General features: G+C 61.3%; 14 protein-coding genes and 1 pseudogene. 6 read left to right on the forward strand and 9 right to left on the reverse strand.

The genetic code is table 11. The features are described from left to right. Positions 1-127: 127 nt before the first annotated feature. From KGA88_RS08530 to KGA88_RS08540, 3 genes and pseudogenes are all read left to right on the forward strand, one after another. A pseudogene (locus KGA88_RS08530) lies at positions 128-487 on the forward strand (carbonate dehydratase); the annotation flags it as partial. Between the two features lie 2 nt (positions 488-489). Continuing rightward, positions 490-1,827: a dihydroorotase gene (locus tag KGA88_RS08535; protein ID WP_223590128.1), complete on the forward strand. Its 1,338-nt coding sequence runs from the start codon at positions 490-492 to the stop codon at positions 1,825-1,827. Positions 1,828-1,858: 31 nt separating this feature from the next. Continuing rightward, on the forward strand, positions 1,859-2,737 hold the full coding sequence (locus tag KGA88_RS08540) for a His/Gly/Thr/Pro-type tRNA ligase C-terminal domain-containing protein (protein WP_110657709.1): 879 nt from the start codon (positions 1,859-1,861) through the stop codon (positions 2,735-2,737). 101 nt (positions 2,738-2,838) lie between these two features. Here KGA88_RS08540 and KGA88_RS08545 read toward each other — a convergent pair whose 3' ends face one another. Continuing rightward, positions 2,839-3,360: a DUF3617 domain-containing protein gene (locus KGA88_RS08545; RefSeq protein WP_103396008.1), complete on the reverse strand. Its 522-nt coding sequence runs from the start codon at positions 3,358-3,360 to the stop codon at positions 2,839-2,841. Between the two features lie 132 nt (positions 3,361-3,492). On the opposite strand from KGA88_RS08545, the gene cls reads away from it, so the two are divergent. After that, a complete protein-coding gene (cls, locus tag KGA88_RS08550) occupies positions 3,493-4,932 on the forward strand; it encodes a cardiolipin synthase (protein ID WP_110657711.1) in 1,440 nt (479 codons plus the stop codon). Here cls and cfaB read toward each other — a convergent pair. The 5 genes from cfaB to hflK (KGA88_RS08575) all read right to left on the reverse strand — a co-directional run bounded on the left by cfaB (position 4,929) and on the right by hflK (KGA88_RS08575) (position 12,288). Then, positions 4,929-6,113, reverse strand: a complete 1,185-nt coding sequence (gene cfaB, locus KGA88_RS08555; RefSeq protein ID WP_110657713.1) for a C17 cyclopropane fatty acid synthase CfaB — start codon at positions 6,111-6,113, stop codon at positions 4,929-4,931. The two genes, cls and cfaB, sit on opposite strands and share 4 nt — an antisense overlap. Before the next feature lie 217 nt (positions 6,114-6,330). Further along, positions 6,331-8,241, reverse strand: a complete 1,911-nt coding sequence (locus KGA88_RS08560) for a heavy metal translocating P-type ATPase (RefSeq protein ID WP_110657715.1) — start codon at positions 8,239-8,241, stop codon at positions 6,331-6,333. Then, a complete protein-coding gene (gene hflK, locus KGA88_RS08565; RefSeq protein WP_223590131.1) occupies positions 8,238-9,296 on the reverse strand; it encodes a protease modulator HflK in 1,059 nt (352 codons plus the stop codon). The genes KGA88_RS08560 and hflK (KGA88_RS08565) overlap by 4 nt, the downstream gene beginning before the upstream one ends. Further along, positions 9,293-10,333, reverse strand: a complete 1,041-nt coding sequence (hflC, locus tag KGA88_RS08570; protein ID WP_223590134.1) for a protease modulator HflC — start codon at positions 10,331-10,333, stop codon at positions 9,293-9,295. The genes hflK (KGA88_RS08565) and hflC overlap by 4 nt, the downstream gene beginning before the upstream one ends. Continuing rightward, positions 10,330-12,288 (reverse strand): protease modulator HflK, encoded by a 1,959-nt coding sequence (gene hflK, locus KGA88_RS08575; RefSeq protein ID WP_223590136.1) that lies wholly within the window; start codon positions 12,286-12,288, stop codon positions 10,330-10,332. The genes hflC and hflK (KGA88_RS08575) overlap by 4 nt, the downstream gene beginning before the upstream one ends. A 214-nt stretch (positions 12,289-12,502) precedes the next feature. Here hflK (KGA88_RS08575) and lpdA point away from each other — a divergent pair, with 214 nt between their 5' ends. Then, positions 12,503-13,903, forward strand: coding sequence for a dihydrolipoyl dehydrogenase (gene lpdA, locus KGA88_RS08580; protein WP_110657723.1), 1,401 nt, complete (start codon positions 12,503-12,505; stop codon positions 13,901-13,903). Positions 13,904-14,014: 111 nt separating this feature from the next. Here lpdA and KGA88_RS08585 read toward each other — a convergent pair whose 3' ends face one another. Continuing rightward, positions 14,015-14,488, reverse strand: a complete 474-nt coding sequence (locus KGA88_RS08585) for an Lrp/AsnC family transcriptional regulator (protein WP_110657725.1) — start codon at positions 14,486-14,488, stop codon at positions 14,015-14,017. A gap of 145 nt (positions 14,489-14,633) precedes the next feature. On the opposite strand from KGA88_RS08585, the gene KGA88_RS08590 reads away from it, so the two are divergent. Beyond that, positions 14,634-15,263 carry a LysE family translocator gene (locus KGA88_RS08590; protein ID WP_223590140.1) on the forward strand — a complete coding sequence of 210 codons (630 nt, stop codon included), beginning with the start codon at positions 14,634-14,636 and terminating at the stop codon, positions 15,261-15,263. A gap of 4 nt (positions 15,264-15,267) precedes the next feature. On the opposite strand, the gene KGA88_RS08595 is transcribed toward KGA88_RS08590, so the two are convergent. Together KGA88_RS08595 and KGA88_RS08600 are read right to left on the reverse strand one after the other, a co-directional pair. Continuing rightward, complete coding sequence (locus KGA88_RS08595) at positions 15,268-17,385, reverse strand: hypothetical protein (RefSeq protein ID WP_110657729.1); 2,118 nt, start codon at positions 17,383-17,385, stop codon at positions 15,268-15,270. Beyond that, entirely contained in the window at positions 17,372-18,568 is a 1,197-nt protein-coding gene (locus KGA88_RS08600) for a DUF3142 domain-containing protein (protein ID WP_223590143.1), read from the reverse strand. The genes KGA88_RS08595 and KGA88_RS08600 overlap by 14 nt, the downstream gene beginning before the upstream one ends. Positions 18,569-18,641: the final 73 nt, after the last annotated feature.

Consider the following 18,641-nt stretch of genomic DNA (forward strand, 5'->3'; position numbering starts at 1 on the left):
GTTCGGCGCCTCTGCACTGGGACACGACTGCTAAGCTTATCCACAATTGCTGAAGCAAAAATCAGCAATCCGCCCTGGGTCAATTTTCAATCGGCAGGGTGGGTCAGTTTTCAATCAGCGCCGACACGGTGTGGTGATCCACTCCAAATCCGGTGCCGCGGTGACCATCGGCGAATTCAGTTCCATCGCCCACCGCTCGATCGTCCACGGCCCCTGCACCGTGGGCAATCGGGTGTTCATCGGTTTCAACAGCGTGCTGTTCAACTGCGTGGTCGGTGACGGTTGCGTGGTGCGGCACAACTCGGTGGTCGACGGGCGCGATCTGCCTGAGGCCTTCTACGTGCCCTCCACGACACGGATCGGTCCGAACACCGACCTCTCGCAATACCCACCGGTGAGCGTCAGTGCCTCGGAGTTTTCCGAAGATGTGGCGCGCACCAACGTCGATCTGGTGCGCGGCTACAAAGCCCTGCAAAACGAGTTCTGACCATGAGTAGCGTGCTGATTCGCAATGCCAGGCTGGTGAACGAAGGCCGTGTGTTCGAGGGCGATCTGCTGGTGAGCAACGGCCGTATCGTGAAAATCGCACGCAGCATTCACGATGAAAATGCCAAAGTGGAGATCGATGCCAAGGGCCAGTGGCTGCTGCCCGGCATGATCGACGACCAGGTGCATTTTCGTGATCCAGGCGCGCCCGACAAGGGCAGCATCTACACCGAATCCCGGGCCGCGGTGGCGGGTGGCATCACCAGCTTCATGGACATGCCGAACACCAGCCCGCCGACCCTGACCCTCGAAGCACTGGCGGACAAGAAGCGCCGCGCGGCGATCAATTCCGTGGCCAACTACGGCTTTCATTTTGGCGTGAGCAACGACAACCTCGACACCGTCGCCGCGCTCAAGCCTTGTGAAGTGGCCGGGGTAAAAGTGTTCATGGGCGCCTCCACCGGCAACATGCTGGTGGACGACCCACGCATTCTCGAGCGGCTCTTCGCCGAAGTGCCGACCTTGCTACTTGCCCACTGCGAGCACACACCCAGCATCGAATCCAACGCGGCCAAACTCAGAGAGCACTTTGGCGACTCCCCCCCTCCGGCCGCTCATCCACTGATCCGCGATGCCCAAGCGTGCTTTCGCTCATCGTCAATGGCGGTCGACCTGGCGAGAACACATGGCACTCGCCTGCACGTGCTGCACCTGACAACGGCTCGGGAACTGGCCTTGTTCGAGGACAAGCCACTGCCTCATAAACGCATCACCGCTGAAGTCTGCCTGCATCATTTGCTGTTCGATGATCGCGACTACCCTGACCTTGGCAACCAGATCAAATGCAACCCGGCGATCAAGACACAAGCTGACCGCGATGCCCTGCGCCAGGCCCTGTCGAGCAACCGGCTGGACATCATCGGCAGCGACCACGCGCCGCACACCTGGTCGGAAAAGCAGCAACCCTACTGGCAGGCACCGTCCGGTCTGCCGCTGGTACAACACGCGCTGCCCGCGCTGTTGGAACTGGTCGCGGAGCAGATTTTGCCGATCACTACGCTGGTGGCAAAAACCAGTCACCGTGTCGCAGACCTGTTCGCCATTCCCGATCGCGGTTATCTTCGAGAGGGCTATTGGGCAGATCTGGTGCTGATCAAACCTGAACCTGGCGGCGTTGCCGTTTCCACGCAACCGATCCTGTCGCAGTGCGGCTGGACACCCTTCGCCCGCCGCAGCTTTCGACACAGCGTCAGCACCACGATCGTGTCGGGGCAAATTGCCTGGCACGACAAACGTCTAAATGACAGCTGCCAAGGTTTGCCCCTACGGTTTATGCGATAAAGCTCGTTAGAAGCACATGAGTACGCCGACCATGATCCAGATCACCTTGCCCGATGGTTCATTGCGTGAGTACGACCAACCGCTGTCCGTACATGAAGTGGCCGCCAGCATCGGCCCTGACCTGGCCAGCGCTGCCGTAGCGGGCCGGGTCAATGGTGTACTGGTGGACTGCGAATACATGATCGAGGCGGATGCCCGGGTCAGCATTGTCACCCCCCGGGAGCCGGACGGCCTGGAGATCCTTCGCCGCTCCTGTGCCTTGATGCTGGCCATGGCGGTCAAGCAACTCCACCCGCATGCACAAATGCGCGCGGGCAAGGAGTTGGGCGATGGTTTTTTTTACGAGTTTTCCGTCGAGCGCCCCCTGACTCCGGCTGACTTGCCCCTCATCGAAGCGCGCATGCAATCACTGGCTGCGACCAATCACTCGATCCGCCGCCGACCTCATCGTGAAGAGATTCCGCTGTATCGACTGGGGGACACCGAGTACCAGAGCCATGGACCGCATGTCCCCACCACCAAGGTCTTGCAGGCGTTTGCCCTCGATCACATCAGCGGCACACTGCAACAACGGATCTACGGCACCTGCTGGTCCAGCCACCAGGAACTGCAACAATGGAGCGTTCCGCCCCACGTGGTCGTCGTGAGCATGGATGACCGTCAGGCGACTTATGCGCAAGCGGTGACCGATTCCTTGCGCCAACGAGGCGTGCGCGCCAAGGCCGACCTGCGTAACGAAAAAGTCCGCTACAAGATTCGCCAGCACAGCCAGACGGTGCCTTACCTGGTGGTGGTTGGCGAAAAAGAACAGGCTGGGGGGTTTGTCAGTGTGCGCAGTCGCACGGGGGAGGATTTTGGCCGGATGGCTGTCGAGGCGGCTTGTGAGTGGTTGAGTCAGCCGGGGATCTAGGACGGCTGGAAGGACGCCTTCGCGAGCAAGCCCACACACTGGTTTTGTGAACGCCATAGATCCAGTGTGGGAGCGGGCTGGCTCGCGAAGCTTTTAAAATTTTAGGCTCGCGGCTTCACAGTGCCGCAATCCTGCCCCAACCAGACCGCACGGGATTCGAGGCTGCCCTTCTGCTGAATGCCGGTAGCATTGAACGTCCCGTTGACCTTGGTGGTGAATTCACGATCGCTGAGGAATGTCGCCACGCCCGCACCCTGGGCTTTCGGGCAGCTGAAGCGGAACTTCCACTGATTGCCGGAGCGATCGGTGATTTCCTGTTTGCAGCCCGACTGCGGATCGGTCAGCGGAATGTTGTCGGTCTTGACCTGCTCCGGGGTCAGGCACGCCCGGATCCCTTTGCCGCCCATGGTGATGCCCTGTTTTTCCAGCATTGCACGCTGCTCAGGGGTCATCTGGCTCTGGAGCTGCCCGAGGATCAATTGCAGGTCGGGCATATTCTGCTCATCGACCTTCATGTTGCTCGTGGTCAGCTCCCACAATCCCGGTTGCAGCATTTGCGCATGAGCCGCCACAGGAAGTGCCAAACCCAGTGCCATGGCCAAACCCAGCAGACGAACGTTCATCGAGTAACTCCTGATCAGTAGTGGCCGTTAGACGTCAGCCGCAGGCTTCGGTTCATGGGCCAATTAATTAGCGACATTCTGCACGGAACATGGTCTGTTAAGCACTGAATCTTCAGGAGCAAGGCAGCCCCCATGGATTACTTCGGACCGCATATTTTCGGTTATACCATCGCCCTGTTGCACTCGCTGGGCATGATCGCGGCCATACACGCCGTGTTGACCGTCCGTACCGCCCAAGGCTCTATCGCCTGGGCCCTGTCGCTGTTTTTCATCCCTTATTTCACGCTGATCCCCTACCTGGTGTTCGGCCGCAGCACATTCGATGGCTACATCAAGGCCCGGCGGCAGGCGAACGAGGAGATGCGCAAGGCCGTTTCCGAACTCAACTGGCGACCCTGGGTGGAAGAAGCACTCACTGCCCGCGCCTCCTCGGCGTATGCCTCACTCAGGGCGATGCCCAAGCTCGGACGCATGCCGTGCCTGGCCAATAACGAGATGCGGCTGTTGATCAACGGCCAGTCGACGTTCGAGGCCATTTTCGAGGCCATCAGCCAGGCGAAAGAAGCCGTACTGATCCAGTTTTTCATCGTTCACGACGACCGCCTCGGCCAACGCCTGCAAACCCTGCTGTTGAAGAAAGCCGCCGAAGGCGTGGCGATTTACCTGTTGTATGACCGAATCGGCAGCCACTCCCTGCCCCACGGCTACGTGCAGGCCTTGCGCGATGGTGGAGTCGAGGTCAAAGCCTTTGCCACTCGCAGTGGCTGGCTCAATCGCTTTCAGGTGAACTTCCGCAACCACCGCAAGATAGTGGTGGTGGACGGCATTATCGGCTTCGTCGGCGGGCACAACGTCGGTGACGAATACATGGGCGAGAAACCACCCCTGGCCCCCTGGCGCGATACCCACGTACAAGTACGCGGGCCAGTGGTGGCGTGCATGCAGGAGTCTTTCGCCGAAGACTGGTTCTGGGTCGCTCGTGCACTGCCGCCGCTGATCCTGCCCGAGGTTTATCCGGAAGACGGCGTGCTGTGCCAACTCCTCGCCAGCGGACCGGCCGATGCCTACGAAACCTGTTCATTGTTCTTTGTCGAAGCCATCCATGCAGCGACCGAACGGGTGTGGATAACCAGCCCGTATTTCATCCCCGACGAAGCCGTATTCGCTGCGTTGCGCCTGGCGGTATTGCGCGGTGTAGATGTGCGCCTGTTGTTGCCGTCACGGCCCGACCATCGAATCGTCTACGCCGCCTCCAGCCTCTATGCCTTCGAGGCGGTGCGCGCGGGTGTACGGGTATTCCGTTACCAACCCGGCTTCCTGCACCAGAAAGTGGTGTTGATCGATAGCGAAATCAGCGCCATCGGCAGCGCCAATATGGACAACCGTTCGTTCCGGCTGAATTTCGAAGTGATGTTGCTGACCGTCGACAGCGCGTTCGCCGCCGAGGTGGAACAGATGCTCAACGATGACTTCGCCAATGCCCACGAAATCGCCAAAGAAGAAGGCCGGGACACCCGCCGCGTCCAACAGGTCGGCATGCGGGTCGCCCGGCTTATTTCACCGATTCTTTAGAGATAGATATCGTCGCGGGTCCAAGGCAGTTCATGACTGCCATCGGCGTGGGCCTTCACCGCGAGAATCTGGTGCAGGTTGATCCAGCCGCGCGCGAACGCGTAGGCGCAACCGGCCAGGTACAGCCGCCAGATGCGCAGGGCTTGTTCCGGTACCAGTTTGGAAGCCGCTTCCAGATTGTCTTCCAGGCGTTCGCTCCAGTGATCGAGGGTGCGCGCGTAGTGCAGGCGCAAGCTTTCGACGTCGACGATTTCCAGCCCGGCCTCACTGATCTCCGCAGAGATCATCGACAGGTGCGGCAGTTCGCCGTTGGGGAACACGTATTTCTCGATGAAGTCACCGGCACCGCGTCCCACCGGACGGCCGTCGGTGTACTTGGCCGTAATCCCGTGGTTCATCACCAGGCCGCCCTCTTTCACCGCGCCGAACAGGGTCTTGCAGTACTCGGCCAGATTGGCGTGGCCGACGTGTTCGAACATGCCGACGCTGACTACTTTGTCAAAACGACCATCCTGCGGCAGGTCGCGATAGTCGAGCAGTTGCAGTTCGATCAGGTCCTCCAGGCCCTCCGCTTTAACGCGTTCCCGGGCCAGGGCCAACTGCTCTTTGCTGAGGGTGATACCGAACACTTTCGCGCCAAACTCGCGCGCCGCAAAACGCGCCAATCCACCCCAACCGCAACCCACATCCAGCAAATACTCGCCGGGCTGCAGGCGCAGCTTGCGGCACAGATGACGGAACTTGGCTTGCTGGGCCTGTTCAAGGCTTTCACTGCCAGTCTCGAAGTAAGCGCAGGAGTACGCCATGTCGCTGTCGAGCCACAGTTGATAGAACTCGTTGGACAGGTCGTAGTGGTAGGAAATCGCCTTGGCGTCCATCTCTTTATCATGGGCGCTGCGAACAGGCTGATTGTCGTCGTCCTCATTCAGCAACGCCTGGCTCCATTCATCACAGACGCGGATCACGTCGCTGATGGAGCCTTCAAGTTCCAGCTTGCCTTCGACAAATGCAGCGCCGAGGGCATCCAGGCTTGGGTGGGTAAACTGGGTGACCATTTGCGGGTCCTTGACCACAATCGTGACGCTAGGCGTCGGCCCCAGATTGAATTCATGGCCGTCCCAGAGTCTCAAGCGAAGCGGTAATTGCAGATTCTGTAAGGCCGGTGGTAGTTGCGCGAGCATGGATAACCCCCTTGTTTCAGACGTCTGAACAGAGGGTAGACCATCTTTGAAAAATAGCTGGCTATCGAATTAATAGCCATTTTCAATGATTCGCGACGCCTAGACTTGCCGCCGCGAATGCACAAAATGATGTGCCCTCATTTCCAATGACTACGAACCGGGCGCACAGTTCTAAAAATTTGAAACCCCGTGATTGCCCGATTTAGAGCATTCGCCTTCAAACTTCGTCCTTGAGCTTGAGCAACGGCTCCTGAAACCGCAGCAAACGACCGGCATTACCCAACACCAACAAGGTGCTGAGGTTATGCAGCAATGCCGCAATCATCGCCCCGGCAGCACCGAGCCAGCCGAACGCGGCGAAGGCCACAATGGCCAGGGTCCAGCCCAGGCCGATGATCACGTTGACCTGCAATGTCTGGCGGCACTGCCGACTCAGGCGCACGCAGGTGCCGAGGCGGCGCAGGTCGCTGCCGATCAACACGATGTCTGCCGATGCCAGGGCGATGTCTGCACCGCCTGCGCCCATGGCCACACCGACCACGCCAGCCTTGAGGGCCAGGGAGTCGTTGATGCCATCGCCGACCACCATCGGCCGGAAGCCGCTGTCGATTTCCTTGAGCACGCGGTTCAGCTTGTCTTCGGGCAGGGCTTGCGCTTCGACGTCGCTGATCCCGACATCCCGGGCGAGCGTTTGCGCAACGCTGTGCCGGTCACCGGTGAGCAACAACTGACGACCCAATCCGAGGTCGCGCAATTCACCCAAGGCAAACTGCGCTTCGGGTTTGACGCTGTCGGCCAACAACAGCCACGCGAGGAATTCACCATTGAGCGCGAGCCCGGCAATCGGACCGTCGTGATCGGGAACCGCCGTTGTGCTGATGCCCAATTGCGCGAACAACTCCGGCCGGCCAAGCGCCGCTTCGCCCTGCCCGGTCATCGCCACCACACCCAGACCCTGGCGCTCATGAATGTCAGACAGCAGCAGGAAATGCTCCTGGGTCACCAACCCCGCGAGCGCTCGGCTGACCGGGTGACTGCTGGCCGAACCAAGGCTTGCAGCGAGCGCCAGGACATGGCTGCGATCCTCCAGCGGACTGTCGATGGATTGCAGGCGCAGGGTGCCGAAGGTCAGCGTTCCGGTCTTGTCGACCACCAGCGAAGTCAGGTCCGCCAACTCTTCGAGGAAGGCGGAGCTGCGGATCAGAATCCCGTGGCGTGCCGCTACCGCCACCCCGGCAATTGCCGTGGCCGGTGCCGACAACACCAGTGCACAAGGACAGGCCGCCACCAACACCGCGAGCATCGCTTGCGCGTTGTTGGTGATGAACCAGGTTACGGCCGCCAGCAGCAACACCAGCACCATATAGCTGCCGGCGTAACGCTCAAGCAGACGAGTGATTGGCGGCTTCGAACGTTCGGCGTTTTGCATCAGCGCGATGACTTTGCCGAGGGTCGATTCCTGGCCTGTGCGGGTCACTTCGATTCGCAGCAGACCGTCGAGGTTGATCGCCCCGCCAAACACCGACATGCCGACGCCCGCCTCCATCGGTACCGATTCGCCGGTAATGGAGGCGGTGTCCAGACTTGCCTGACCGGACAACACCCGGCCATCCGCCGGCACCCGGTCACCGGCCCGCACCTCGACCAGATCGCCGGCCTTGAGCGTGCCGTTGTCGACTTCGATGATGGAGCCGTCCGCCTGCACCTTGCGTGCGTGACTGCGAGTCAGTTTGCCGAGGGCGTGAATGGCTTCCTGGGAGCCAATCACGCTGCGCTCCTCCAGCACGTGGCCGAAGATCATGATGATCGGCAACAGCGCCGCCGTCAGCAGGTCCCCGGTAGCCCACGCACCCAGCATGGCCAGGGCAATCAATTGATCGGTAATGCCGTGCAGGCTCGGATAACGCAGGCTGTACCAGGCCGAACGCATGACTGGCACAGCGACCAGCAACGAGGCAAACCCAAGCAACAATTGACTGACACCCGTTTGCTCCGGCGCCAGCCATCGCCAGATCAAGCCGAGCGCAAGAAGGCCCAACGCGAGCATGGCCAGTGTCAGTTGACGCGCGGCGCGGCGCTGTTCGGCCGAAGACAACAGGCTCGGTGCAGCGGCGGTTTGAGCAGTCATTGTGCAGCTCCCTGAATGATCAGGCGGGAATCGTCTTTGGGATCGACCGTAGTGACCGATCCGGCCTGGCCGAGAATTTTCGGCATGCGCTCACGGTAAATCCGCAGCAACATTTGCGGATCAGTGCCTTGCTGTTGTGCCTTGGCCAGGCTCAACACCGTGGCCGTGTCAGCTGACGCTTTGGCCAGTCGTTCACTCGCCTGGGCATGGGCTACCTGCAGCGTGCGGTCGGCTTGTTCGTTGGCAGTCTGCGTCAGCTTCTCGGCTTCAGTGCGCGCATTGGCGACGGATTTATCGGCTTGCTGGCTGGCCGTCAGTACCGCGTTGAAAGCGTTCACCGCCGGACTGGGCAAGCTCGATTGCACATCGACCCGCGCCACTTCGATCCCCAGTCCCTGCCCCGTCGCCGTGAGTTCAGCAAGACGCTGGTTGATGCCCTGCACCAGATCGCCTCGCAAGCGCTCGCGTCGTTCCGCCGCCTGACTGTCAGCGCCGATCAATTCCGGGCGAGCGACCAGGATAGTGTCCAGATCCCGTGCGGCGGTGAGTGCCACTGCGCTGCGAGTGACTAAGCGATCCAGTGCCGGCAACACATGTTCGCCTTGAAGCACGAATGCGTAAGGTTCGGTGACTTTGTAGAAAACCCGAACATCGAGTTGCACCACACCGGCATCACCGGTTAACAGATAGCCGGAGCCGGCAAGGGCATCGCTGATGGGCGTGGCAAAACTGGCCACGCGATCGGCCTGTATTGCAGCATCGCTGCGTAACAGACTTTCCACCCGACGCTCGATGACCCGGTCCGCGGCCGGCAACAAAATCACCTGTTCAAAAGGTTGCGGCCAGGCCAGTAACAGCCCGGCATTCTGAATGCGATCCAGCGCACCGAAATGCAAAACCACCGCGCGATTTTGTGGATCGATCTGCCGCACATTGGAAAACGCCCACGCCAACGCCGCCAGTACTGTCACTGCGTACAGGGCAATAAACGCCAAGCGCCCGGCCTGAATCCAAGGGCTGCTCAACTCATTTGTTCCACGTGGAACCAAACTCATGGCTGCGATCCGGACTTGTTGTCGAGGCTCGGCGGACCGTCAACCAACACCCGGAACGGTGCCGCGTCGGTGCGCAAAATCAGCTTGGTGCCCGGCGTCACCACCGTGCCCAAGGTGTCGAGGGAGCGCAACAGGTTGTAGAGCTGCGGTGATCCCGCGTAGGCGCGACCGTAAATCTGCGCGGCTTCGACGCGCGATTGCGCTTCGATATCTGCCGCTTTCACCGTGGCATCGGCCTGCACAATTCGCGCATCACGTTCGGCGGCAGAACGAATTTGCGCGGCTTCACGCTTGCCGATGGCCGTGCGCTCAGTGGCGATGGTTTCACGCTCGGCGCGCATCCGGTCGACGGTCGCGGTGAGTGTCACCGAAGGCAGCGTCAGTCGTTCGATGCCGACCTGCAACACGCGCACGCCATAAGTGGTGAGCAACTGCTGATCAATTTGCTTGCGCAGTTGTGCTTCGAAATCGGCAATGCGTACCTGGCTGGCATCGGTATTCACCAGGTTCGCCAGATCAAAACTGCTGGCGGTGGTTTCCAGTGCGGAGCCGACAAAGGTACGAATCTGCCGCGCGGCTTCATCAGGTTGGTTCTGCACCGCGCGCATGAAACGTTGCACATTGTCCGGGTCGCCTTGCACCTGCCACGCCACGTAGGCCTGAACGATGATGCGCAAACCGTCCCGCGTGCCCACATCCTGCAAACCGCTGGACGTGGTGCGCAGTCGTAGATCCACCGGGATCGCCGCTTCGAACGGTGCCGGCCAGCGCCAGCCCAGTCCCGGTTCCAGCAAGACTCGTGAAGGGTTGCCGAAGCGCGTGATCACCGTGGCTTCCCCCGAACGCACCTGCACCAGGCTCGCGGCGGCAACCGCAAACGCCACCAGCAATGCCGACCACCCCATCCGACGCCATAGAAATGGACCGGCCTCCTGAGGATCGCCGTGGTGATGATGGTGATGGCCGTGGTGATGCCCACCATGGCCGTGATCGTGGCCAGCGTGGTCATCGTGATCGTGAGTATGGGACTGGCTCAATTGGCGGCTCCTGGCTGAGCGGTTTTACGCGACGGCGCAGGGTCAACCGGCAGCGTGAACGTACGGAGATCGATGGTCGGCGCATTGCTGCTGCCGCCCAGTCGATGATCGAGAACCAGCAATTTGGCGTTGGCCAAACCCTGGGACAACTGGCTGAAATACTGTTCCAGCACGAAGGCCTGGCCAGCGCTGGCATAGGCTTTCTGCTCGGCGTTGAATTTCAGGTCCGCCGCGTCGGCGCCAGCAGTGATTTCACGGGCGCTGGCCGTCGCCTGATCGCGGGCGATGCTAGCCTGCAGCTGCGCCTGGTTGGTGGCCTCGGCAGCGGCGCCGCGTTCCCGGGCGATCAAGGCTTGCGCACCAATCTGCGCCGCTTGTACACCGTGATAGGCGTTGGCTGCACCGGCCGGGGGATGAATCGCCTCGACCACCGTGGCGAGAATTTCCACGCCGCTGTCGAGTTTCTGCAAGTCAGCCTGGACGGCGCGGCCGATTTCGTCGGCCAGCCCTACCCTGTCCTCGCCCAGCAAGCCGTCGAGGGTGCGCGAAGCGAAATCGTGAACCAGGATTCGGCTGGCGGTGCTGCGAATCAACATCGGCACATCGGCACTGTTATAGGTCGCGGCCAGCGCTGCCTGATCGCTCAGACCGATGCGATAGACGAAGCGCACATCCATGTTGACGATCTGAAAGCTCTGCTTGTCGGCTCGGCTGCTGGCGATCACCTGGGATTTGTCGTTCACATGGCTGGCGTCCCACAGGCGATTGGCAATCGCCGGGGCCGGGCCTTCGGCGGGGTCGGCCTGGGCGGGAGCCGTGGTTTCGCCAACACTGGTGGCCAACTCATGTACCACGCCATTCTCGACGCTCAACACCCGGCCCAAAGGCCACGGCAAGCCGACATGCAAACCGGGGCCAAACACCTCCACCGGCTTGCCGAATCGCTCGTAGATACCACGGCCTTGCAGGGCAATTTCGTGAATGCCGGTCAGGGACCAGCCAACCAGCGAAACCACCGCCAACACCGGCAGCAATGCCCGACGCATGTAAGTAAAGGCCCAGATCTGCCGAAGATCGATGCCGAAACGGTTATGCAATTCGTGCTGCAACGCCAGCAATGGCTGGGGTGGCCAGCGCAGCATGTCGGCGACAAAACTGCGCGCCAACAACTCGGGCTCAACACGCTCGCGGCGCGGGCTGAACAAAGACAACACTGCACGCAGCAACAGTTCGGCCGCCACCAGCCCCGGCAGCAGCCCGATCAACACCGCCAGGCGTACGGGCCAAACCGATGTTTCATTGGCAAACAGCAGGCAAAAGGCACCGAGGACCAGGCTGATGATCGCCACGCGTGTCAATTGCGCCAACGCGGTGGCTTCCGGCCATTGAGCGGGGTTTTCCTGCGCCAGATGACGCTCCATCACCAACAGTGCGAAGGCCAGCAGTAAGGAACACGCGGCACCGACAGTGGCCGTCAGGCCCAGTGCCGCCGGGGGTAACGCGAGGTTCCAGACCTGTTCGACACCCAACAACGCCAACAATGCCCAGCCGCCAAGCCACAGCGTCGGCGCGCCGATTTGCCCGAGCAGGTACTGCGATTTCTGGCTGATGCGGTCCAGCAAACGTTCATACCATCCCGAAGGCGCGACAGATTCGTCGACAACGACCTCGGACACGACCGGATTCATGGCGCGGGCCCGCCACCGGGACACCCCCCAGGCCGATTGCAAACCCGCCATCAACACCAGCAACGCCGCGCTCAAGTTCAACAGCAACGCTGGCCACAGTGTTTGCGACGCAAACAGCCCGGCAAAAAACGCCAGCAGCACACCCACTGTCGTGAGTACGCCCGCACCGATGGCGAACCGGCGCAAACGCCGCCCTTGAATGAACGCCTGCTGAAAGCGCGGCAACCCGGCTAACGGCGTTTCATCAGTATCGAGATCGACTTGCATACCACTCCAGAGAGTCTTCGCTTAAATGGCAATTCGTTACGATATAACGAAAGTGGTGAAATTTCCGTTCTCAAGCGCGCTATCTAAAGATGCCCAACCTGTCGCTTACCTGAAGCCTTGACCGAAATGCTGCATAACGCACATATTACGTTCGTAATTTTCTTCAGGAACTACTTTTAACGATCCCTTTCCCATTCGATCCAGGAGTACATCCATGAGCACTTATGACGTCGTGATCCTCGGCGGTGGCCCCGGCGGTTACAACGCGGCGATCCGCGCCGGACAACTGGGTCTGAAGGCAGCCTGCGTGGAAGGACGCGCCACACTCGGCGGCACCTGCCTGAACGTCGGTTGCATGCCATCCAAGGCATTGCTGCATGCCTCCGAACTGTACGACGCGGCCATGGGTGCGGAATTCGCCAACCTGGGGATCGACGTCAAACCCAGTCTCAACCTTGCCCAGATGATGAAGCAAAAGGATGAAAGCGTTACCGGGCTGACCAAGGGCATCGAGTTTCTTTTCCGCAAGAACAAAGTCGACTGGATCAAGGGTTGGGGCCACATCGACGGGCCGGGCAAAGTCACGGTGACCGACAGCGCCGGCGGCAAGACCGAACTGAGCGCCAAGGACATCATCATCGCCACCGGTTCCGAACCCACTCCCCTGCCTGGCGTGGACATCGATAACAAACGCATCCTCGATTCCACCGGCGCCCTTGCGCTGACCGAGGTGCCCAAGCATCTGGTGGTGATCGGCGCTGGCGTGATCGGCCTGGAGCTGGGTTCGGTATGGCGACGTCTCGGGGCGCAGGTAACGGTGGTCGAGTTTCTCGACCGGATCTGCCCAGGCGTGGACATCGAAGCCGGCAAAACCCTGCAGCGCTCCCTGAGCAAGCAAGGCTTGAGTTTCAAGTTGAGTTCGAAAGTGACCAGCGCCACCCGCTCCACCCACGGCGTTCAGCTGAGCATCGAGCCTGCCGCGGGCGGTACTGCCGAGCTGCTGGAAGCGGATTACGTACTGGTGGCCATCGGGCGCCGACCGTATACACAGGGCCTGGGCCTGGAGAACGTCGGCTTAGCCACAGACAAACGCGGCATGCTCGCCAACAAGGGGCATCGCACGGAAGCCGCCGGGGTCTGGGTGATTGGTGATGTGACCTCGGGCCCCATGCTCGCCCACAAGGCCGAGGACGAAGCCATGGCCTGCGTCGAGCAGATCGTCGGCAAGGCCGGCGAGGTCAACTACGACCTGATCCCCAGCGTGGTCTACACCAGACCGGAACTGGCCAGCGTCGGCAAGACCGAAGAGCAGCTCAAGGCTGAAGGGCGGGCGTACAAGGTCGGCAAGTTTCCCTTCACCGCCAACAGCCGGGCGAAGATCAACCATGAAACCGAAGGCTTTGCCAAAGTGCTGGCCGACGAGCGCACGGATGAAGTCCTCGGCGTGCACCTGGTCGGCCCGAGCGTCAGCGAAATGATTGGCGAGTATTGCGTGGCCATGGAGTTCAGCGCCTCGGCCGAAGACATCGCCCTGACTTGCCACCCGCACCCGACCCGCTCCGAGGCCTTGCGCCAGGCGGCGATGGATGTGGAGGGGATGGCGACGCAGATGTGAGGCTTGAAGAGTTGCAGTGATTGAACTATCGCCTTCGCGAGCAAGCCCGCTCCCACAGGTACAGCGAAAACCCTGTGGGAGCGGGCTTGCTCGCGAATCAGGCGACTCGGTCTAAAGCGGCAAATGCTCCAACGGCAACGACCCCGGCGCCTTCACCGTGTGAATCGCAAAGTTGCTGCGGATGTCGCTCACACCCGGCAGCTTCAACAAACGCCCGGTGAGAAACCGGTCATAGGCACGCAAATCCGGCACCACCACCTGCAACAGGAAATCCGATTCCCCTGACACCAGAAACGCCGAAATCACCTCGGGCAATGCCGTCACCGCCAGGCGAAAACTTTCGGCTTGTTCATCGTTATGACGCTCGACCTTGACCCCGACAAACACCGTCAGCCCCAACCCCACCTCATCGCGATCCAGATTGGCCTGGTAGCCGCGAATGACCCCGGCCTCTTCCAACATCCGCACCCGGCGCAAACAAGGCGATGCCGACAGACCTATCTCGTCCGCCAGTTGCACATTGCTCAGGCGGCCATCCCGTTGCAGCGCGGCGAGAATCTTGCGGTCGTAGGCGTCGAGTTTCATGGTTTGGCAGATCCAGATGGTTCACACGAAAGAAAGTGGCAGATTATGCCAATTCAGAAGCCGATAGAAGCTGACAACGCAAGCACCTGCCCCGCCCTTCCGCCCTAGACTGGCACCACCGAATCGACAACGAATGGGGTGCAACATGCAGGGGCTCTGGCTGTTTTTCATGGCACTGGCAGTGGTCTATCTTCTGCCGGGGCCTGACATGATCCTGCTGTTGCAGACCGGTGCCCGCCAGGGCAAAAGCGCCGCGCTGGCCACGGCCGTGGGGTTGGGCATCGCCCGGGGTTGTCACGTGGCGTTGGCGGCGCTGGGGTTGGCCGCTCTGTTCAAGGCAGCGCCCTGGACCTTCGATGTCGTGCGCCTGGCAGGCGCCGCGTATCTGCTGTGGATCGGTATTCAGTGCCTGCGAACCACGATGCTGCCGAGCCTCACCAGCGCTGATACAACCGGCGAAAAACCGCGCTGGGGCGCAGCCATCCGACGCGGACTGCTGAGCAACCTGCTCAACCCCAAGGCGCTGCTGTTCTGCTCAGTGCTGCTACCGCAATTCATCAACCCAGAGGCCGGAGCGGTGCTCGGACAATTTGCGACCTTGGGCGTGGTGCTGGTCGGCGTCGGTTTGCTGTTCGACAGCGCTTACGCCCTGGTCGGCGCGGCACTCGGCCGGTGGTTGCAACGCAGCCCTTCAGCCCAACGCCTGCAACAATGGTTGTTCGGCAGCCTGTTGATCGGTTTCGCCGTACGGCTGACCTTTGTGCAACAGGCTTGAGCCTTTACTGAGCCTTGGCGCGGCGACGCTTGAACATCAACAGCGCGGCTGCCGCGAACGCCAATACGCTACCGGCCTGCAACGGCGTCTTGTACGGGCGCAAGGCCGAACGCGCCGCGTCGGTGACCTGGGTCACGTAGCGTTTGTCAGCGTTCTCGAAGTCGGGATACGGGCACTGGTGGCCGAAGTCGGCGGCCCATTCCACGTAAGGTCCTTGTTTGACATAACGCTGATAAATCGCACTTTGCTCTTCGGGACTGCTGTTCCACCCCGACGCCTCGCACAGCACCGCCGCAAACGCCTGACTGGTGTGAGGCAAGTTATCCGCTGCCTTGCTCGCCAGCGCGGTGGCCATGAAGCGATAGTGATAACGCTGATCTGGCTGGGCAGCGCTGGCCTGCTGGCGCTTTATTTCGTCCTCGGCCACCAATGGCCCGACCTTGAGCTCGTCGTTTGCCAGGGTGAAGTTACCGCCGAAGGTGGCGTAGTCCGGCGCCATCTCGTAGCCCAGAATGTCCATGCCCCACTCGCGCGCCGTCCAGGCCGCATTGAACAGCGCAGCGGCGCGACGGGTTGGCCACCAGGCTGAATCAGCCGCCAGACGTTGCTCGCCATACAATTTCGCCTTGTGTCTCAAGCCGTCATTATCGAAGTATGCCGGTGCCTCCTCGTAATGCCCCTCGCGCAACAAACGCCGGCCCAGCAGATTGCGCAGGCTCGCCGCTACCGGCAAGGGCACGTAGTTGTCGCGGTCCTGCTGGGTAAGCGCTGGCGGGGCTGGCACTTGTGTGTCGACGTAGTGCTTGAGTTCTTCGAGGGTCAACACGCGCTCGGCAACGGTGGCGGCGTCGAACCAGTAAATGCTTTGGCTGCGATACAACTGATCGAAGGCTTGCAGGTAATCCCCGCGTTGCAACGCCAGGATCGCACTTTCACCCTCGACCCGGCATTTGGGCTGGAGCGTTTCGTAATCGTAGTCCGGGGTCCGGCGCTCGCCCCAGGATTCGTTCTGCGGGAAGGCCTGGGCCGCTTTGGCGTAGGCTGCGGCGGCTGCCTTTTTATCGCCCTCGCGCACTGCCAGTTTTGCCCGCAGCCACCAGGCCAAACCGCCATCGCCGGCATGTTCGAGGAAGGCCTTGGCGCTGGCGTAATCACCCTGTTGATAATTCATCGCTGCCAGGCGGTCGGCGTTTTCGAGACTGCCACGGGTGCTGTTTTGCAGGAGCTTGATCATTTTTTGTTCGTTGGCGGGTTGATCACCGAACGACCAGCCCAAGCGGCTGATCAGCGATGCCGTCACCAACTGCTGCACGGGCTGGCCCTTGAGCAATTCGGCCACTTGATCCTCCGGCAGCGTCATCAGGTCCGCCATCAACAACTTCAGCGATTCGTAGCCCACCACGGAGCCGTGCAGATTTTGCGTGGCGTACAGCTCGATGGCGCGGTTCCAGTCGCCAGCGGTGCGCACCACACGAGCTTCTTCGCCGAGGCTGGCAACACCCAGTTCCAGCGGGTCGCTGAAGCCGTCGATGCTCAGTTGCCGGGTTTGCTCAAAAGCCTTGGCAGATTGTTCGAGCAGATCCGGGGCTGCATTGGCTTCAGCGCTCATGGCGAACAACGCGCGCCCCAGCGAGTAAGCCGCCCAGGTGCTGCGCGAGGCCCGTTGCTCAGCGGGCAACGCCAGCACTTTCTTGAAATACCCGGCGGCCAAGGCAGGATCACCCGCGCCAAATGCCACGGCACCGGCCAGGTACAACCTGAGCTCGGGCGCCAGTTGCGCGCCTTCGGTTTCAACCTGACGGGCATCCGTCAGGCTGCGCAGGTGTTTCACCAACACCTGTTGCTCAGCGGAAAGTCCGGCCTGCTCAGCCTGATCCCGCAGCGTTACAAGGTCGGGCTCATCGCTGTAGTCGGCGCCAGCGGTGACGTTCTTCAAGCCGTTGATGGCGTGGCCGAGGCGGCTGACTTCGAAGCTGAAGTTGCCCTCGGGCAGTTCCGCCAGCGACTGGCCACGGTTATCCAGCAGGCGCATGGGGAAGTCCGGGCCGCAGGCCAGCGCCGAACCCAGCGGCAGGCTGAGGCTCAGGCAAAGCAAATGACGCGGCCAGTTACGGGTGAACATTCGAACCTCCTTGATCAATGTGTGCGCAGCGAGCCCAACCAATGGCACGCTGCCCGCCAGCCGGTAGTCGGCCATCACGCAGGCGGGTGAAGGTAAGCAGATCCGGGCTCTGTTGCAACGCGTAACCGGCCAAGGCATCGGCCCCTTCACAGCCGCTGACCGCGAGGGTCAGGCGTTCGGGCCAGGCGCGGTCGAGATTGCCCTGGTTGCTGATGCCGATGTCATAGAGGCCATCGTCGGCCGATAGTTTCAGTTGTAATTGACTGTCGAGGACATCACCCCGCGCCACCGCGCGCAAGGTGGTCAAGCTCCAGGCGCGACGGTCGTTGGCCAATGGCAGGCGAAACCAGATCAGGCCCGCCAGATGTTTCGGTGGATCGGCGCGCAGCTCGGTGCCGAGAGTGCGCAATGACTGCGGATCGGCGAGTAATTCCCGGCGCAGGCCTTCGCGCTCCAGCGTGACTTCGCTTTCCACGATCGGCGCGCCATCCGCCGACGGCAGCAATGCCACGCCGTAGGCCGGCAGCGCCAGATAGAAAGGCTTCGTCGTGATACGGCTCCAGGCCTTTGCCCATTGCCGGGCCTGATCGGCATCGAACAAGCCCCGACGCGGATCGCTCACGGCGTGCACCTGCAACACGCTGCTGTCGACTGTGGATAACAGCGCCGGCAGTTCGCGACTGTCGAGCCAGGACGGCAACGCGGTGATGCTCAACGGCAACGAAGTCGGCAACGCTTCGCGCAAATGCGCGAGAAATTCGCGGTACGCCGGTAGCCGGGCATTACCCGCATCGTGGTCGATTTCCACCCCGGCGAGGTTCACCCCCTGTTTCTGCCAATCGCTGATCACTTGGCGGATTTGCGCGGTGACCTCTTCCTGATCCAGCGACTTGAGCTGCCCGTCCAGGCGCACCACCGCAATCACCGGCCGGCCGTCGCGTGTGAGCAGTGCCAGGTCAATCCGGGCCCGATTCCAGCCGGCGTTGGGGAAGGCCTGCAAGGCCAGTACCCGCAACGTCGAAAAATCTGCACGGCTGTCGCTGAGGGCCGCGTCGTGGGCCGGCGTCCACTGCCGCTGCCAGACGTAAAGTTGCTGATCCAGCGGCGGTGCTTCCTGTTTTTCGCAACCGGCGGTCAGCGCCAGCGCCATCAACAAGACAATGGAACGAATGAAAAAAACCATGGAAACGCTTGTTCCTGAAATGCAGTAAAGGCTTTACCACAAACCCTGTGAGAGCGGGCTTGCTCGCGAAGGC

This window comes from Pseudomonas sp. A-R-19 (assembly GCF_019956575.1).
Taxonomy (GTDB): Bacteria; Pseudomonadota; Gammaproteobacteria; order Pseudomonadales; family Pseudomonadaceae; genus Aquipseudomonas.

What these genes read in the sequence shown, in the direction of transcription:
- KGA88_RS08540 (WP_110657709.1), top strand. Translation starts at nt 1,859, where the DNA reads ATGATCCAGATCACCTTGCCCGATGGTTCATTGCGTGAGTACGACCAA.
- KGA88_RS08545 (WP_103396008.1), bottom strand. Translation starts at nt 3,360, where the DNA reads ATGAACGTTCGTCTGCTGGGTTTGGCCATGGCACTGGGTTTGGCACTT.
- KGA88_RS08590 (WP_223590140.1), top strand. Translation starts at nt 14,634, where the DNA reads ATGCAGGGGCTCTGGCTGTTTTTCATGGCACTGGCAGTGGTCTATCTT.
- KGA88_RS08600 (WP_223590143.1), bottom strand. Translation starts at nt 18,568, where the DNA reads ATGGTTTTTTTCATTCGTTCCATTGTCTTGTTGATGGCGCTGGCGCTG.
- hflK (WP_223590136.1), bottom strand. Translation starts at nt 12,288, where the DNA reads ATGCAAGTCGATCTCGATACTGATGAAACGCCGTTAGCCGGGTTGCCG.
- KGA88_RS08595 (WP_110657729.1), bottom strand. Translation starts at nt 17,385, where the DNA reads ATGTTCACCCGTAACTGGCCGCGTCATTTGCTTTGCCTGAGCCTCAGC.
- hflK (WP_223590131.1), bottom strand. Translation starts at nt 9,296, where the DNA reads ATGAGTTTGGTTCCACGTGGAACAAATGAGTTGAGCAGCCCTTGGATT.
- cfaB (WP_110657713.1), bottom strand. Translation starts at nt 6,113, where the DNA reads ATGCTCGCGCAACTACCACCGGCCTTACAGAATCTGCAATTACCGCTT.
- KGA88_RS08535 (WP_223590128.1), top strand. Translation starts at nt 490, where the DNA reads ATGAGTAGCGTGCTGATTCGCAATGCCAGGCTGGTGAACGAAGGCCGT.
- KGA88_RS08585 (WP_110657725.1), bottom strand. Translation starts at nt 14,488, where the DNA reads ATGAAACTCGACGCCTACGACCGCAAGATTCTCGCCGCGCTGCAACGG.
- KGA88_RS08560 (WP_110657715.1), bottom strand. Translation starts at nt 8,241, where the DNA reads ATGACTGCTCAAACCGCCGCTGCACCGAGCCTGTTGTCTTCGGCCGAA.
- cls (WP_110657711.1), top strand. Translation starts at nt 3,493, where the DNA reads ATGGATTACTTCGGACCGCATATTTTCGGTTATACCATCGCCCTGTTG.
- lpdA (WP_110657723.1), top strand. Translation starts at nt 12,503, where the DNA reads ATGAGCACTTATGACGTCGTGATCCTCGGCGGTGGCCCCGGCGGTTAC.